Annotated in this window: 12 protein-coding genes and 1 riboswitch; of the genes, 7 read left to right on the forward strand and 5 right to left on the reverse strand. The window is 43.7% G+C overall.

The window, feature by feature from the left end; genetic code table 11:
- Nucleotides 1-22: 22 nt before the first annotated feature.
- From MFP28_RS03190 to MFP28_RS03205, 4 genes are all read right to left on the reverse strand, one after another.
- Nucleotides 23-1027, reverse strand: a complete 1005-nt coding sequence (locus tag MFP28_RS03190) for a FecCD family ABC transporter permease (protein ID WP_002905912.1) — start codon at nt 1025-1027, stop codon at nt 23-25.
- Nucleotides 1017-2036 (reverse strand): FecCD family ABC transporter permease, encoded by a 1020-nt coding sequence (locus MFP28_RS03195; RefSeq protein WP_002905913.1) that lies wholly within the window; start codon nt 2034-2036, stop codon nt 1017-1019. Before MFP28_RS03195 ends, MFP28_RS03190 begins: the two co-directional genes overlap by 11 nt.
- 99 nt (nt 2037-2135) lie before the next feature.
- Entirely contained in the window at nt 2136-3071 is a 936-nt protein-coding gene (locus tag MFP28_RS03200; protein WP_032915800.1) for an iron-hydroxamate ABC transporter substrate-binding protein, read from the reverse strand.
- Nucleotides 3072-3150: 79 nt separating this feature from the next.
- Nucleotides 3151-3936 carry an ABC transporter ATP-binding protein gene (locus MFP28_RS03205; protein WP_002905915.1) on the reverse strand — a complete coding sequence of 262 codons (786 nt, stop codon included), beginning with the start codon at nt 3934-3936 and terminating at the stop codon, nt 3151-3153.
- Nucleotides 3937-4156: 220 nt separating this feature from the next.
- Here MFP28_RS03205 and MFP28_RS03210 point away from each other — a divergent pair, with 220 nt between their 5' ends.
- Complete coding sequence (locus tag MFP28_RS03210; protein ID WP_032915801.1) at nt 4157-4912, forward strand: CPBP family intramembrane glutamic endopeptidase; 756 nt, start codon at nt 4157-4159, stop codon at nt 4910-4912.
- A gap of 45 nt (nt 4913-4957) precedes the next feature.
- Here the strand turns inward: MFP28_RS03210 and MFP28_RS03215 are convergent, their stop codons facing one another.
- Entirely contained in the window at nt 4958-6403 is a 1446-nt protein-coding gene (locus MFP28_RS03215) for a UDP-N-acetylmuramoyl-L-alanyl-D-glutamate--L-lysine ligase (RefSeq protein ID WP_002905917.1), read from the reverse strand.
- Nucleotides 6404-6489: 86 nt separating this feature from the next.
- Between MFP28_RS03215 and MFP28_RS03220 the strand changes: the two genes are divergently transcribed.
- The 6 genes from MFP28_RS03220 to mgtA all read left to right on the forward strand — a co-directional run bounded on the left by MFP28_RS03220 (nt 6490) and on the right by mgtA (nt 15087).
- Nucleotides 6490-8118, forward strand: a complete 1629-nt coding sequence (locus MFP28_RS03220) for a putative polysaccharide biosynthesis protein (protein WP_002905918.1) — start codon at nt 6490-6492, stop codon at nt 8116-8118.
- A gap of 121 nt (nt 8119-8239) precedes the next feature.
- Nucleotides 8240-8830 carry a hypothetical protein gene (locus MFP28_RS03225; protein ID WP_002905919.1) on the forward strand — a complete coding sequence of 197 codons (591 nt, stop codon included), beginning with the start codon at nt 8240-8242 and terminating at the stop codon, nt 8828-8830.
- Nucleotides 8831-8949: 119 nt separating this feature from the next.
- A complete protein-coding gene (locus MFP28_RS03230; RefSeq protein WP_002905920.1) occupies nt 8950-10107 on the forward strand; it encodes a cystathionine gamma-synthase in 1158 nt (385 codons plus the stop codon).
- Nucleotide 10108: 1 nt separating this feature from the next.
- The gene (locus MFP28_RS03235) at nt 10109-11275 is read left to right on the forward strand and encodes a MalY/PatB family protein (RefSeq protein WP_032915802.1); all 1167 of its coding nucleotides are present in this window, start codon (nt 10109-10111) and stop codon (nt 11273-11275) included.
- A 75-nt stretch (nt 11276-11350) separates the two neighbouring features.
- Nucleotides 11351-11507, forward strand: a riboswitch (M-box (ykoK) riboswitch).
- A gap of 150 nt (nt 11508-11657) precedes the next feature.
- Nucleotides 11658-12269, forward strand: coding sequence for a glutathione S-transferase family protein (locus MFP28_RS03240; protein WP_002905922.1), 612 nt, complete (start codon nt 11658-11660; stop codon nt 12267-12269).
- Between the two features lie 157 nt (nt 12270-12426).
- Nucleotides 12427-15087, forward strand: coding sequence for a magnesium-translocating P-type ATPase (gene mgtA / locus MFP28_RS03245; RefSeq protein ID WP_032915803.1), 2661 nt, complete (start codon nt 12427-12429; stop codon nt 15085-15087).
- The last annotated feature ends 92 nt before the right edge of the window (nt 15088-15179 follow it).

Genomic DNA, 15179 nt, shown 5'->3' on the forward strand with positions numbered 1-15179 from the left:
AATCAGTCGATTATTCGGCTGATTATTTTTTTTGCTGATACATAAGGTAGAGGAAGTAGGGAGCTCCAATAATGGAAATCAAAATGCCTGTCGGGACTGAGCTTCCGATGAGGAAGGTTCTTGTGACAGTATCTGCCCCTGTCATGATAAAGGCGCCTAGCAGCATGGCGGCTGGAAAGAGTAAGCGATGATCGCTAGGCAGGAATCGTTTGCTGATATGGCTAGCCAACATACCGATGAAGACTATATTTCCAGCTAGGGATAGACTAAAGGCGACGAGAGCACTGGCTAATGACAGGGTTATCTGCCGCTCTCTTTTTAGATGAAGCCCCAGGCCTAGAGCTGTTTCATCATTTAGGCTGAGGATATTGAGCTTGTGGGAGCGCAGATAGGTCAGCAGCCAGAATAAAAGCAAGAAGGGGCCAGAAATAGCTAGACTTTCCCAGTTATTGCCCGTAATCTTACCAGCTAGCCAGCTAACTACATAGGTCAGTTTGTTCTGATTGACACGGCCGGTGATGGCAATCATACTGGAAGACAGGATGGTTGACAAGGTTACGCCAGCAATAATGAGCTTGACGGGACTGATAGCTTGGCCTTTTTGATGTGAAATCAGGTAAATGAGGGCTACTGTCAGCATACCGCCAAAGGTCGCGATGAAGGGAAGATAGCGGATATAGAAAGGATCGGTCACTTCTAGCTTGCTGATAGCAAGAGTAATGATAACACCAGCTCCTGCATTGATTCCCAAGGTTCCTGAATCGGCAAGTGGGTTTCGAGTAAAGGTCTGCAGTAGTACACCGCTCATCCCTAGCGAAGCTCCTGCTAGAAGGCAGACCAGAATTCGAGGCAGGCGGATCTGCTCCATGATAAAGGCGCTGCCATCATCTCCTTGCCCCAGCAGATATCGAAAAGCTTCTCCGACGTTAAATTCCTGATCGCCTGATGATAGAGACAGTAGGAAAATTAGGAAAGTCAGGAGGCTGAGGCTTATTAGAAGCAAAAGAATCCGTTTTTTATCTCTCATAGAAGGCCCCCTTTCTCATCAGCCACAGGAAGACTGGCAGCGTAACGAGACTGATAATAGAGCTAAGAGGCAGACCGACCATATGACTTGCAGCAAAATCACAGATTAGTAGAAAGAACGCTCCTGTTAGCATCGCCAGTGGCAAGATTTTTTGGTAGTTCTTTCCGCTGATGGTTTTGACAAAGTGTGGAATAATCAGTCCGACGAGGGCAAGGCTTCCTACTAGGGCAACGGCTGCCGCTGATAACAGTAGAACGAGGCTTAGAAAGAGCAGGGTCATATGAGTCGTTCGCTGGCCTAAGCCCTTGGCTACTGTTTCATTGAGGCTGAGAATGGTTAGTTGGTGAGAAAATAGCTGAGCCAGTAAGAGGCCTAATAAGATAAAGGGAACAATGATTTGCAGCATTTTCCAATTGGTTCCTAGAAGCCCTCCAGCCTGCCAACCGATGACAGCATTGGTCAGGTTGAGGTAAATGGTCAAGCCTTGCCCGATGGCAGTCAGGAGTGTTGTTACCATGGCACCGGATAAGACGAGACGTAGTTGCTCAAAACCTTTTCTAGGATGGTAGGAGAGGCTAAAAACCAGAATACTGGCTAGACAGGCTCCTGCAAGTGAGAGCAGGAGGATGCTACTGTAGTGTATACTCTTAGAAAAGGCATAACCGCAGATGAGCGCTAGGCCGGCTCCTGAGTTGATTCCCAAAAGTCCTGGATCAGCAATGGCATTGCGGGTAATCCCCTGCATGATGGCTCCTGAAACGGCCAAGCTAGCTCCGACTAGCAGAGCTGCAATTCCTCTAGGTAAGCGCAGATCTATGATGATGTTCTGCGCTGGACTTTCCTTGAAGGGATGGCTCAGTGTTTCTATCAGTTGCCGATGGGAGTAGCTGGGAATGCCAAAGCGCAGGTAGAGATAGAGTCCGCTAATCAGCAGGAGAATGAGGGCGAAAAAAACAAGCCAAAAAATATTTGGCCTATTTTTTTGAGTGAAGAGTGTATGAAGCGTCATCTGGTATCCTTTATATAGTCGAAAATCAAATAGCTGTCAGGAGATATATCGCTTACTAGCAATGTTTTTTACTAGTCTAAGTTTTCTGCAAGGAATGGCCTAGTTCATTTTTTCAAGGCCGTCTTGAATGGTTTTGAGTTCGTATTCAAGTGTCAATGGATCGTTGAAATAAAAGGCGTTGGCATCCACTTTTAAGATGTGGTTCTGTTGGACAGCGGGAATAGATTTCCAAACATCGCTTTCGTAAAGAGCACTGCCCGTTTTATCATCTTCAGCTGCAACCAGGACATAATCGCCAGTATACTCACTCACCGTTTCTTGGCTGACTTGCAAGTAGCCACTCGGGAATACTTCCTCCTTCACCTTTTGTGGGGCATCAAATCCCAGAGATTTGTAGATAACTTCTCCGCCTCGTCCCCAGTTGTTACCGAAGAGGTAGATTTCCTTTTCATATAGCCCGACAACCGTGAAAGTGACATCTTGTCCCAGCTTTTCTTTTAACTGCTTGCCAATATCAGCTGTTTTACTCTTCCAATCAGCAATCCATTGATCAGCGTCTTTTTCCTTACCAAAGATTTGGCCAAAGCGATTCAGGATTTCTAAATAGTCATTTTTTCCATAATCAATGGCAATAGTTGGAGCGATTTTCTTTAGTTCATCGATATTTTTGTCACTGGCATCTACCACGATAAGGTCTGGCTTTTGCTTGGCGATAGACTCCAAATCTTCCGGCATCAGAACCTTGGCATTTTTGACTTTTTCCTTGAGGACAGGATTTTTAGCATCATAGGATGTTACAGTGACAGGGTCGAAACCTAGTTGCAGCAAATAGCCTGTGTAGGTAGAGGAGAGGCTGGCAATCCGTTTTGGATTTTTAGGAATATCGCCGTAGTAGTGGAATCCGTCAATTTTGGGCTTGCTGGATAGCTCGACCTTGTCTGAAGAGGCAGAGTTTTCGGATTTAGATGAGCTGCCGCAGGCAACTAAAAGGAAGATGGTGACAGTAAGGGTGGCAAATGATAAAAACTTTTTCATTTTTTCCTCCAATTCTATAAAAAGTTTAGAAGTTGTATCCATGAAGAAGATATGGGAAACTTATCTATGAATACATGACTTATTTAACGAGCTGATAGCTGAGGCAGAGCGGCTTATCCTGAATAGGATCCCGAATAATCTGGGCTTCAATCTGAAAAATGTCTCTCAGAATATCCGATGTCATGACCTGCTCAGCACTTCCTTGATACCGGATACGCCCATTTTTCATAGCAATCAGCTGATGGGAAAAGCGGGCAGCTAGGTTGATGTCATGTAGAACCATGATAATGGTTTTTCCGCTGAGTCGGTTGAGGTCATTCAGCAACTCCAGGATTTCCAGCTGGTGATTCATATCCAGATAGGTGGTCGGCTCGTCCAGAAAAATAGTCTCTGTATCTTGAGCTAAAGCCATAGCAATCCAGACGCGCTGACGCTGACCTCCAGACAAATCATCCACCTGCCAGTCTGAAAATTCGCTGACTTGAGTTGCTTCCATGGCCCAGCAGATTTTTTCCCGGTCTTCTGTACTGAGCCGTCCCAAACCAGTTTGATGCGGAAAGCGGCCATAAGAGACCAGGTCATAAACAGTGATGCCATCGGTCGCCTCCATGGTTTGGGGCAGCAAGGCAATCTTTTGCGCCACCTCCTTGGTCGGCAGTAGGGCGATGGACTGTCCATCTAGGGTTATGTTGCCGGCTTTTGTCGGTAAAATACGAGTAAAAGCCTTGAGAAGAGTGGACTTACCGCAGCCATTGCTACCGATAATAGTTGTAATCTTTCCCTCGGCTAGTTGGCAGTCCAGTCCGTCAATAATAACCTTTTGATCGTAGGCGACCTGGATACTTGCTGCAGAGATAGTGGACATAGACTTCCTTTCTGGCTGATTCTTCTATCAGAATTACATCTTTTATTATACCATAAAAATTTTTCTAAAAAAAGAGTTTTCTGACAATTTAATAAAAATAAAATAAAAAAGTTTTATAAAATTGTAAATAATAAAAATTTAAGCTTTTCATGCTAAGATAGAAATATAAAAAAGAACCTGCAATGATGATATAAATTTACAGGTGGTGAAAGGAGAAATGATGAAATTATTGACAAACCTACGCCCCTCTACGCCTTTGAAAGAGCTGAGGTGGTTTGATATTGCTGTGATTACCCTGCTCATGTTTGGGCAGTTTATTTACCGCTCAACGGAGCTTTATTTAGCTAGCTTTGCACCAGCTTCCAGCACAGGAGCGACTGAAACAGTGACCAATACAGCCACTGAAGGAGCGGCTTTTTCTAGCAATTTCAATTTTCAGCTGCTGATGCTGGTCTTGACCATTCTTTACCTATTGTTTCGGCGCTTTGACTTTAAGCAGCTTCCTATTCGTCTGAGCTGGTCGGTTCTCCTCTGGACCCCTCTTATTTTTGTAGCAGTAGGGTTCTTTGGTGACATTGTGACGACGCTGAGCGGCGAGTATAATTACTTTGATCCAACTCTCTGGTCTTATGTAGATATTCTGGAAATCTTCCGGAAATTTGCTGAACTGACACCTATGGCCATCCTCTACGGACTTCTCAATGGCTTCTATGAAGAATTCTTCTTTCTGGGTCTTATGACCTCTGTTAAGGATAAGTATAAGTGGTGGGCGCTGGCCTACTCTACTATCATTCGGATTTCTTTCCACACCTATCAGGGCATGCTGTGGGCCTTGGTTATCGGAGTGGTGTACGGTCTCTTTTACTATTTCATTTACAAGTACAAGGTCAAGAACCTCTTGCCTTTCTTTCTCATGCACGCCTTGGCGGATATGTTTGGCTCCAGCTTGATGTATGTGCTGATTAAATGGCGGTAATTTTTACAAAACGACAATAAAAAGGCGATATGTTCGCCTTTTTCCTTATAAATACTTTTCTGCAAGAGCATAGTCTCCTGGATAGGCTACTTTTTCTCCTTCTACGATTTGGTAAGCATCTGCTCCTTTACCGGCCAGAATGACGGCATCTCCCTCTTGGTCTGTCAGACTGAGAGCTTTTTTGATGGCTTCTTCTCGGTCGGCTATTTTTTCCACTGGATAGGAGATGTAGGATGCGATTTCCTCCGCAATGGCTATAGGATCTTCATAGTTAGGGTCATCCGCAGTTAAGATAACAGTCAGCTCAGGATGCTGATTGAGTAAGAGACCGAAGTCTTTGCGGCGACTTTCACCCTTGTTGCCTGTAGCACCTAAGAGGAGGATAATCTTGCCCTTTTGGTGTTCCTCTACCACAGACAGTAGGTTGCTCAGGCTGACGCCATTGTGAGCGTAGTCAACGAAGACCTTGGCGCCGTTTTTCTGAGTCAGAACTTCCATGCGGCCTGGGACTCGGGTTGCGGCAATTCCTTTTTTGATGTCTTCTAGGCTAGCGCCCAGTCGCAGACAGGCAAGGCCAGCTGCTATTGCATTTTCCTGATTGAAGCGGCCAATGAGCTGGATATCGTAGTGGCCAGCTAATTTCCCAGCAGCTTCAAAGCTGAAAGCCTGAGAATCCGTGATAGTATTGCTTGAGCCTGCTCCATAGAAATCATGTTCCATAGAAGCGACTTGCTCTTTCACGATTTGGAAATGATCCATGTCGCTATTTACGATAACTGCTCGGCTATGGTCCATCAAGAGCCGCTTATTGTAGAAATAATCCTCAAAAGTAGGATGCTCGATTGGACCGATATGGTCGGGGCTGATATTGAGAAAGACACCGACATCAAAGGTTAGGCCATAGACCCTTTTCTTGAGATAAGCCTGACTGGAAACTTCCATGATGAGATGGGTCCGACCATTAGCAAGGGCTTGGGCCATCATTTTGATAAGATCCAGGCTCTCTGGTGTAGTCAGAGTTGACTTGAAGAAAGTCTCTCCATCCAAAGTAGTGTTCATAGTCGAGAGCAGGGCAGGGCGATGACTTTGGGAAAGGATTTGATAGGCAAAATAAGCTGTAGTTGTCTTACCCTTGGTGCCAGTAAAGGCAAGTAATTTGAGTTTCTTCTCCGGATGGCCGTAAAATTCCATGGCTAAGAGACTCATGGCCTGCTTGACATCGTTGACCAAGAGGACCGGAATGCCCACTTGAAAGTCTGTCTCGCTGATATAAAAGCGCAGGCCAGCTGAGACGGCTTTTTCTAGAAATTCTTTCTTAAAAGCCTCACCCTTGACAAAAAAGAGGGTAGAGGCATCCGCTTCCCTGCTGTCATAGCTGATACTATCGAAAGTCAAGCCGCTGTAGGAGAAGAAGTATTCTCCGTCTTTAACAATATCACGAAAATTATGGTCTTCTTTTAAAATATCTAATACGGTTTCAATTTTAATCATAAATCTATTGTAAACCTTATGGCTGGGTTTTACAAGAGGCAAGGAAAAGTTTATAATAAAAGAAGAATAAATAGAAGAGGTTTTCTATGAGCCAAGAAACAACAAGCCAGCAGCAGCAGATGCTGCGGGGAACTGCCTGGCTAACTGCCAGCAATTTTATCAGTCGTCTTCTGGGGGCCATCTATATCATTCCTTGGTATATCTGGATGGGCAAGCACGGTGCTGAGGCCAACGGCCTTTTTACTATGGGCTACAATATTTATGCCTGGTTTTTACTGATTTCGACAGCCGGCGTGCCAGTGGCAGTGGCCAAGCAGGTGGCTAAGTACAATACCATTGACAAGGAAGAGCACAGCTTTACTTTGATTCGCGAGTTTCTCAAGTTTATGCTACTTTTGGGAGCTGTCTTTGCAGTGATTATGTACCTGCTCTCACCAGTTTTCGCTTCTATGTCTGGCGGTGGTTCAGACTTGGTGCCAGTCATGCAGAGTCTGTCTTTGGCTGTTTTGATATTCCCATCGATGAGCGTTATCCGAGGTTTTTTCCAAGGTTTTAACAATCTCAAGCCTTATGCCATCAGTCAGATTGCGGAGCAGGTCATTCGGGTTATCTGGATGCTGCTGACAGCCTTTTTCATCATGAAAATCGGTTCTGGCAACTATGTAGAAGCGGTTACCCAGTCAACATTTGCAGCATTTATCGGTATGCTGGCTAGCATGGCTGTCTTAGCCTTCTATCTCTGGAAGACAGGGATGCTGATTTCCATCCTTCATAAGCCTGCCAATGCAGGGGAAATTAATGGCCGTGCCCTCCTCTGGGATACCATCCGAGAAGCTATTCCTTTCATTATCACAGGATCTGCCATTCAGCTTTTTCAGATTATTGACCAAGCTACCTTTATCCATGTCATGGGCTGGATCAGCAAGTACAGCAAGTCCGAGCTGCTGGTTCAGTTTGCCTATTTCTCAGCCAATCCTAATAAAATTACCATGATTTTAATTGCAGTGGCTACTTCTATCGGTGGTGTCGGGATTCCGCTTCTGACCGAGAACTATGTCAAAGGTGATTTTCGCTCGGCTGCCCGCTTGGTGCAGGACAATCTCAGCATGCTGATTTTCTTTATCTTGCCAGCTACTATTGGTGCTGTTTTGGTTGCTGAGCCTCTGTATACTGTCTTCTATGGCAAGCCAGATGGCTTAGCCCTGGGACTTTTCATCTTTGCTATGCTGCAGACCATTATCCTCAGTCTATATACGGTGTTGGCTCCGATGATTCAGGCCCTCTTCCAGAATAGAAAGGCGATTATTTACTTCCTCTATGGAGTAGGAGTCAAGTTGGTGCTTCAAGTGCCATTGATTTATATTTTTAAAGCTTATGGTCCTCTTCTTGCGACGACAGTCGGCTTGATTATCCCAATCCTGCTCATGTATCAGGAAATTCGCAAGGTAACAGGTCTGAATCCTAAGAACCTCTTTAAACGGAGTCTCCTGTCAGTGATTCTGACAGTTCTGATGTGCATCTTTGTCTTGGTGGCAGAGCTTCTTATCGGTCTCTTCCTTCATCCTAGCGGACGGATTTCCAGCTTTGTCTATATCGCTCTGATTGGGGGTATCGGCCTCGCTGTCTATGGCGGTCTGGCGCTCAAAGTTCGCCTTATGGATCGCTTTATTGGATCAAAGGCAGCTAGTTTGCGTCGACGCTTTGGAATTAGATAAATTTTACAAGAGTTGTCTGGCAACTCTTGTTTTGCTATAAAGAAATATCACACAAATGGCTGTTTTATTTAGTTTTGTCTTTCAATAAAATAGAAATAAGAGTTATTTCTAGGAGGAAATAATGCTTTTATACATACTGGTTTTTGTCCAAAGTATGCTTTCTTATATTCTGATTCCTCTATTGATAGAGTCTGTCCTCGTTCTTTATTATGTAAAAGGAGGAAAGAGGAGTATTTTTGCATACGGTAGTTTTATTCTCTGGGGCTTTACTTTTATTAGACTCTATTTCTTAGATTATATACTTTGTTTCGTTTGTATTTTTGTTCTTCCGGTTTGGTTTTTACTACTGAGGAAGGAAAATAGAGGTTGGATGTTTTTTATTAACTTAATATTAACTTTAACTGGGATTATAACAAGTTTTGTTTTAACTATAGCTCTTTTACTAGTCTCAGAACACCATCGTATAACTTACTTTGAACATGGACAAGACAGTTATACCATTGTAACCAATCAGGTTATTTCCTCTGGTCTATTACGTAGTAGTTCAGATATCCATATCAAAGTTTATATAAACAACCCATTTGTTGCTAAAGAAGAATACCATGAGCATGTTGATGAGTATCAGTCTGACGTGAATAACATTCCCTCTTTAGAGACTTATGACGAATATCATGCCTATAAGAAAAATTCTAAGATAGAGTCAAAATCCTAAATAGACGCTTTCATATCTATTAAAAAGCCATAAGGCTTTTTTATTTTTAGATTTGTTTTTCTAAAACTTTAACATTATAGTTTCAAACTATAGCTAGCTCTTGAAAAGAAAAAAGAAAAATGTTTTCAAAAGATGTTACAATAGAGGGTGAAATATTAGCGAAGGATTGGAAGGTTAATATGAGTAAGGACGTAAAATTAAATACACTACTGGCTCAGGCTGGGGTTAAAAAAGATGAAACAACCGGTGCTTTAACAACACCCCTGCATTTTTCAACGACCTACCAGCACCCTGAGTTTGGTCAGTCAACAGGTTATGACTATACTCGAACCAAGAATCCAACAAGGGTTAGCTTGGAAGAGACTCTGGCAGCTATCGAAAGTGCAAATTATGCCCTAGCGACTAGCTCTGGTATGTCGGCTATTGTGCTGGCCTTTAGTGCCTTTCCGGTCGGCAGCAAGGTTTTGGCTGTTCGGGATCTCTATGGCGGCTCTTTCCGCTGGTTTGCTCAGGCTGAAGCGGAAGGGCGCTTTGCTTTTACCTATGCCAATACAGAAGAAGAACTTCTGAATAGTCTAACAGAGGATATAGATATTGTCTATATCGAGACACCGACCAATCCTCTTATGGTAGAGTTTGACATTGCCCGCATTTCCCAGGCGGCTCATGAGCGAGGAGCAGCTGTCATTGTGGACAATACCTTCTACAGTCCTATTTACCAAAGACCGCTGGAGGATGGAGCTGATATAGTTCTGCACTCTGCGACCAAGTATCTGGGCGGGCACAATGATGTCTTGGCTGGAGCCATCATGACCAATGATGCTGTTATCTATGACAAGCTTTTCTATAACCTCAATACAACTGGGCCAGTCCTGTCTCCTTTTGACAGCTATCTGCTTTTGCGCGGTCTCAAGACACTGGCTCTTCGTATGGAGCGATCTACTCAGAATGCACAAGAAGTAGTCGCTTTTCTGAAGCAATCTCCTGCGGTCAAAGAGGTTCTCTATCCAGGCAAGGGGGGGATGATTTCCTTTAAAGTTGTGGACGAAGGGAAGATTCCTCATCTCTTAAATAGCCTAAAAGTCTTTACCTTTGCGGAAAGTTTGGGTGGAGTGGAGAGCCTGATTACCTATCCGACGACCCAGACTCACGCAGACATTCCAGTTGAAGTGCGTCATTCTTATGGCTTGACAGATGATTTGCTGCGCCTGTCGATTGGAATTGAGGATAGTCGAGATTTGGTCGACGATTTACGCGCAGCCTTGGAGAGTGAATAATATGGGAAGATATAATTTTGAAAAAGCACCCTGTCGTGTAGGGTATCATACTTATAAATGGAAAGAAGCGGAGAAGGACAAAGAGGTTCTGCCAGCCTGGATTGCAGATATGGATTTTGAAGTCCTGCCTGAAATCCAGCAAACCGTTCATGACTACGCTAATCAGTTAGTCTATGGTTATACCTATGCCAGTGAAGAGTTAATCAATGCTGTTCTAGATTGGGAGCGGGATGAGCACGACTATACTTTTGAACGGGATGCTTTGGTATTTATAGAGGGGGTTGTTCCTGCTATTTCAACGGCTATCCAAGCCTTTACCAAGGAAGGTGATGCCGTTCTAATCAACACTCCTGTATACCCTCCTTTTGCCCGCAGTGTCAAGCTCAATAATCGTCAGCTTATTACCAATTCTTTGATAGAGCAGGATGGTCTCTTTCAGATTGACTTTGAGCAGTTGGAGCGGGACATTGCAGACAATGAAGTCAAGATTTATGTTTTATGTAATCCGCACAATCCCGGAGGTCGAGTTTGGGAACGGGAAGTGTTAGAGAAAATTGGCCGCCTCTGCCAAAAGTATGGCGTCCTCCTGGTCTCAGACGAAATTCACCAAGATTTGACGCTGTTTGGCCATGAGCATCAGTCTTTCAATACTGTCTCGCCTGACTTTAAGGACTTTAGTCTGATTTTAGCAAGTGCGACTAAGACCTTTAATATTGCTGGGACTAAAAATTCCTATGCTGTGATTGAGAATCCTAACTTGCGGCATCAGTTTAAAAAACGCCAGCTGGCCAATAACCAGCATGAAATTCCTGGTCTTGGATTTCTAGCTACAGAAGCAGCCTATCGTTACGGTTGGTCTTGGTTGATGGAGCTCAAGGAAGTTCTTGAGAAGAATGTGAATTTTGTGGTTGATTATTTTGCCAAGGAAGCGCCGCGTCTGCGGGTCATGAAGCCTCAAGGGACTTATCTGATTTGGCTGGACTTTTCAGATTATGGCCTGACAGATGACCAGCTTTTTCAGCTGCTACGAGAAGAGGCAAAGGTCGTCCTGAATAGAGGAAGTGATTTTGGTCAAGAAGGCAAAGGTCATGCCCGCTTAAATGTTGCTGCTCCAGAGACCATGGTTGAAGAAATCTGCTCCCGTATTGCAGAGGTATTGCCAAAATAAATCAAAATATTTTTGAAATTTATCTCAAGCGAGAAAAGATGATTGACAATCCTCCCAAAGAGGAGTATAGTAATAGTGGAAAATCGGTAGGTGAGGCTACCATAAGGATACGGATGACTACCGCAAAGCAGTGGAGACACTACTCGTTGGTTAACAGTCCTGATCGCCAAGGTCAAGACTAAGCTCATTTCATCGCCTTATGGAGTTAAAGCTTGAACGGTGAATGCTTGCTTTATCTGTGCTTAAAACAATGAAGCGAATAACCTGACATGCAAACAACCCTGCCGAGAAATTGGCAGGGTATTCTTTTTTTGATGAAAATATTTCAAGAGAGTAAATAGTTGATTGCCTGCCTCTTAAGAAACAAGAAAGAGGAGGAATAATGAAATTTTGGTATTCTAGTACCAGTCCTTTTGCGCGTAAAGTATATGTTACAATTTTACACCATCATTTAGAGGAGCAAGTGGATATTCAGAAAGTTCAGGTGGCTTTTGATAGAAATTCACCGCACAATCAAGATAATCCTTTAGGTAGAATTCCTGCTTTTCAAGCTTCCAGTGGAGAATGGTTATATGGTAGTGATTTAATTTCTCAATATTTAGACGAACTAGGTCAGGAAGTCTCACTTTTCCCTAATGGAATGGAGAAATGGCATGTTTTAAATATACTGTCCGTTGCTGAAGGAATTTTGGAAAATACAATGCCGATTGTTGCGGAAAAATTTTTCCATGAAAAAGAACATTGGTGGAAAGACAGACATCAGCAAATTGAAGAGAGAAATATACGGAGTTTGTCTTTGTTAGAGAAACTGGCTACTGAGCAAGGGCTCTCTTTAAATATTGCAACAATCCAAGTAGTTGCTCTTGTAGATTGGTGGAATTTACGTGAAGAAGTTATTGGATTTTCTTTGAAAGAAAATTTTCCAGAATTGCAAGATTGGACACAGAAGATGAATGCCAATTTTGACGTCTTGCAGGCATCTTGGGACTTTTAATTGTTTTTATAAATTAAGAAAGGAGACACGCGATGCAAATTGACGATTATCCGGAACCGCACATACACAGCCAATCGCTGATTTGTGTCGTTCTGTCCTTATAAAGTGATTGGTTCCTGTGTATGAAATTTATCAATCATACATCAAGGAGAAACCAATGAAAACAGTAAAAGAAAGATTAGTTGCTGCCCTGCAGCTTCCTGTAAAAGAAACTCTGGCTTTTTACAAGAGTTCTTTTCGAGGCCTGACAGAAGAACAGGTTGAAGAAAATCGTGACCTTTATGGTGAAAATATCATCACAAAGGGTCAGGAAGACTCTATTCTAAAGAAAATTTATGAGTCTATCATTAACCCCTTTACAGTCATCTTATTGGTGATTGCCCTAGTGTCTTTAGTGACCAATGTTTGGCTGGCTAAGCCTGGTGAGGAAGATCCGACGACTTCCATCATCATTGTTGTTCTGGTGCTGATTTCTGGAGGCATTCGTTTTGTTCAGGAATTGCGGAGCGACCGCGCTGCTAGCAATCTGTCTCGGCTGATTGTCAACACGGCTACAGTTATTCGAGAAGGAACAGAGCAGGAACTGCCGATTGATGAGCTTGTTGTAGGAGACATCATCAAGCTTAGTGCCGGAGACATGATTCCTGCAGATGTGCTGCTACTGGATTCGCGTGATTTCTTTGTTCAGCAGTCTGGACTAACAGGGGAAAGTGATGCAGTAGAAAAGGTCTGTCTGGCCAAGTCGGATGGGCAAAATCTAGATAGCCTTTTAGAAACAGAGTCGCTGGCCTTTATGGGAACTAACGTTATTTCCGGAAGAGCTACATCTCTGGTGCTGGTGGTTGGCGATGAGACCATGATGGGAGCCATTGAGCAGACGCTTAACACCTATGATGAGCCGACCTCTTTTGAGCGCGAGATGAATAGCATTTCCTGGCTCTTGATTCGTCTGATGCTCGTCATGGTTCCGGTCGTGTTCTTCATCAACGGTCTGACAGACGGCGACTGGCTGGAAGCAGGTGTCTTTGCCCTCAGTGTTGGGGTCGGCCTGACTCCAGAAATGCTGCCCATGATTATCACAGCGAGCCTGGCTAAAGGTTCTATTATCATGGCTCAGGAAAAGGTCGTGATTAAGAAGCTGAATGCCATCCAAGACCTAGGAGCTATTGATATCCTCTGTACGGATAAGACGGGTACACTGACCCAGGACGAGATAGTCTTGGAATACCCGCTGGATATTCATGGTGATTTGGACTTAGCAGTGCTCCGTCGTGCCTTTCTCAATTCCTACTATCAAACGGGTCTCAAAAATCTCATGGATCGGGCTATTATCAATCGGACGGAGAAAGAAGCAGAAAAGCATGAGATTGTCCGTAATCTAGACCAAACCTTTAAGAAAATTGATGAACTGCCCTTTGATTTCGAGCGTCGTCGTATGAGCGTTATTGTTAAGGATGATGAGGATGTCATCAGCATGGTGACCAAGGGGGCCTTGGAGGAAATGCTGGCTATCTCTAGCCATGTAGAATACAAGAAACGCATTACGGAATTGACTGAGGAGATTCGTCAAGAAATCCTTGCGGAAGTGGCTCAACTCAATGAGCAAGGCCTGCGCGTGCTTGGTGTTAGCTACAAGTCAGACTTAGAAGAAGATTACGACTATGAAGTGAAGGATGAATCTGACATGATTTTGACGGGCTATCTGGCCTTTCTAGATCCTCCTAAGTCATCTGCGGCTCCAGCTATTGAAACCTTGGCTGAGTACGGTGTTGCCACTAAGATTTTGACGGGTGATAATGATAAGGTAACCCAGGCAGTCTGTGAAAAGGTTGGGTTAGATGTGGACAATATCTTGCTGGGTGTAGAGGTGGATTCCTTATCTGATGAAGAATTGAGTCAGGCAGTGGAGGACACAACAGTCTTTGCCAAGCTCTCACCTGACCAAAAAGCTCGGATTATTCTCCAACTCAAGGCCAATGGCCACAAGGTTGGCTACATGGGTGATGGCATCAATGATGCGCCTTCTATGAAAGTAGCAGATGTTGGTATTTCTGTTGATACAGCTGTCGATATTGCCAAGGAAACAGCAGATGTCATTCTGCTTGACAAGGACCTCATGGTTCTGGAGAAAGGTCTGGTAGAAGGACGCAAGGTCTATGCCAATATGACCAAGTATATCAAGATGACAGTCAGTTCCAATTTTGGGAATATCTTTTCTCTTCTCTTCGCCAGCATTTTTCTGCCTTTTCTGCCTATGGCACCAGTTCATCTGATTGTCCTCAATCTGGTTTATGACCTGTCCTGTATAGCTTTACCTTTCGATAACGTTGACAGTGAATTTCTCAAGAAACCACGGATTTGGTCTGCTAACTCTATTACCCGCTTTATGGCTTGGATTGGACCGATTTCATCCGTTTTTGATGTTTTGACCTATCTGGTGCTCTACTTTATTATCGTGCCTATGATAACAGGAGGTAGCTATCAAGCAGGTAGTGGACAGGCAGAGACCTTTATCACTCTTTTTCAAACAGGCTGGTTCATTGAGTCTATGTGGACCCAGACCATGGTTATCTACATGCTGCGCTCATCTAAGTTGCCATTTGTGCAAAGCCGTCCTGCTTTGTCTGTCATTGTTACCACTATGGCAGCAGCTCTCTTTGTTACTTCCTTGCCATACAGCCTCTTTGCGTCAGTTCTGAAGACGGCTCCGCTGAACGGCACTTATTTCCTTTTCCTCCTCTTGATTATTGCGCTTTATATGGTTAGTGTAACCCTTGTTAAACACCTTTATATCAAGCGCTATAGAGAATGGCTGTAAGGTGAAGAAAATCTTTGAAAAGGCTTGCTTATAGCAAGCCTTTTCACTCTTTTTTTGATATAATAAGAAGAATAAATTGAAAGAAGGAAATC

Source organism: Streptococcus sanguinis, from assembly GCF_050234405.1.
Lineage (GTDB): Bacteria > Bacillota > Bacilli > Lactobacillales > Streptococcaceae > Streptococcus > Streptococcus sanguinis_W.

Bases quoted from the DNA above. Each gene is read 5' to 3' on its own strand.
- MFP28_RS03235 (WP_032915802.1), top strand. From the start codon at position 10,109: ATGGGAAGATATAATTTTGAAAAAGCACCCTGTCGTGTAGGGTATCAT.
- MFP28_RS03200 (WP_032915800.1), bottom strand. From the start codon at position 3,071: ATGAAAAAGTTTTTATCATTTGCCACCCTTACTGTCACCATCTTCCTT.
- MFP28_RS03230 (WP_002905920.1), top strand. From the start codon at position 8,950: ATGTTTTCAAAAGATGTTACAATAGAGGGTGAAATATTAGCGAAGGAT.
- MFP28_RS03205 (WP_002905915.1), bottom strand. From the start codon at position 3,936: ATGTCCACTATCTCTGCAGCAAGTATCCAGGTCGCCTACGATCAAAAG.
- MFP28_RS03240 (WP_002905922.1), top strand. From the start codon at position 11,658: ATGAAATTTTGGTATTCTAGTACCAGTCCTTTTGCGCGTAAAGTATAT.
- MFP28_RS03220 (WP_002905918.1), top strand. From the start codon at position 6,490: ATGAGCCAAGAAACAACAAGCCAGCAGCAGCAGATGCTGCGGGGAACT.
- MFP28_RS03225 (WP_002905919.1), top strand. From the start codon at position 8,240: ATGCTTTTATACATACTGGTTTTTGTCCAAAGTATGCTTTCTTATATT.
- MFP28_RS03195 (WP_002905913.1), bottom strand. From the start codon at position 2,036: ATGACGCTTCATACACTCTTCACTCAAAAAAATAGGCCAAATATTTTT.
- MFP28_RS03215 (WP_002905917.1), bottom strand. From the start codon at position 6,403: ATGATTAAAATTGAAACCGTATTAGATATTTTAAAAGAAGACCATAAT.
- mgtA (WP_032915803.1), top strand. From the start codon at position 12,427: ATGAAAACAGTAAAAGAAAGATTAGTTGCTGCCCTGCAGCTTCCTGTA.
- MFP28_RS03210 (WP_032915801.1), top strand. From the start codon at position 4,157: ATGAAATTATTGACAAACCTACGCCCCTCTACGCCTTTGAAAGAGCTG.
- MFP28_RS03190 (WP_002905912.1), bottom strand. From the start codon at position 1,027: ATGAGAGATAAAAAACGGATTCTTTTGCTTCTAATAAGCCTCAGCCTC.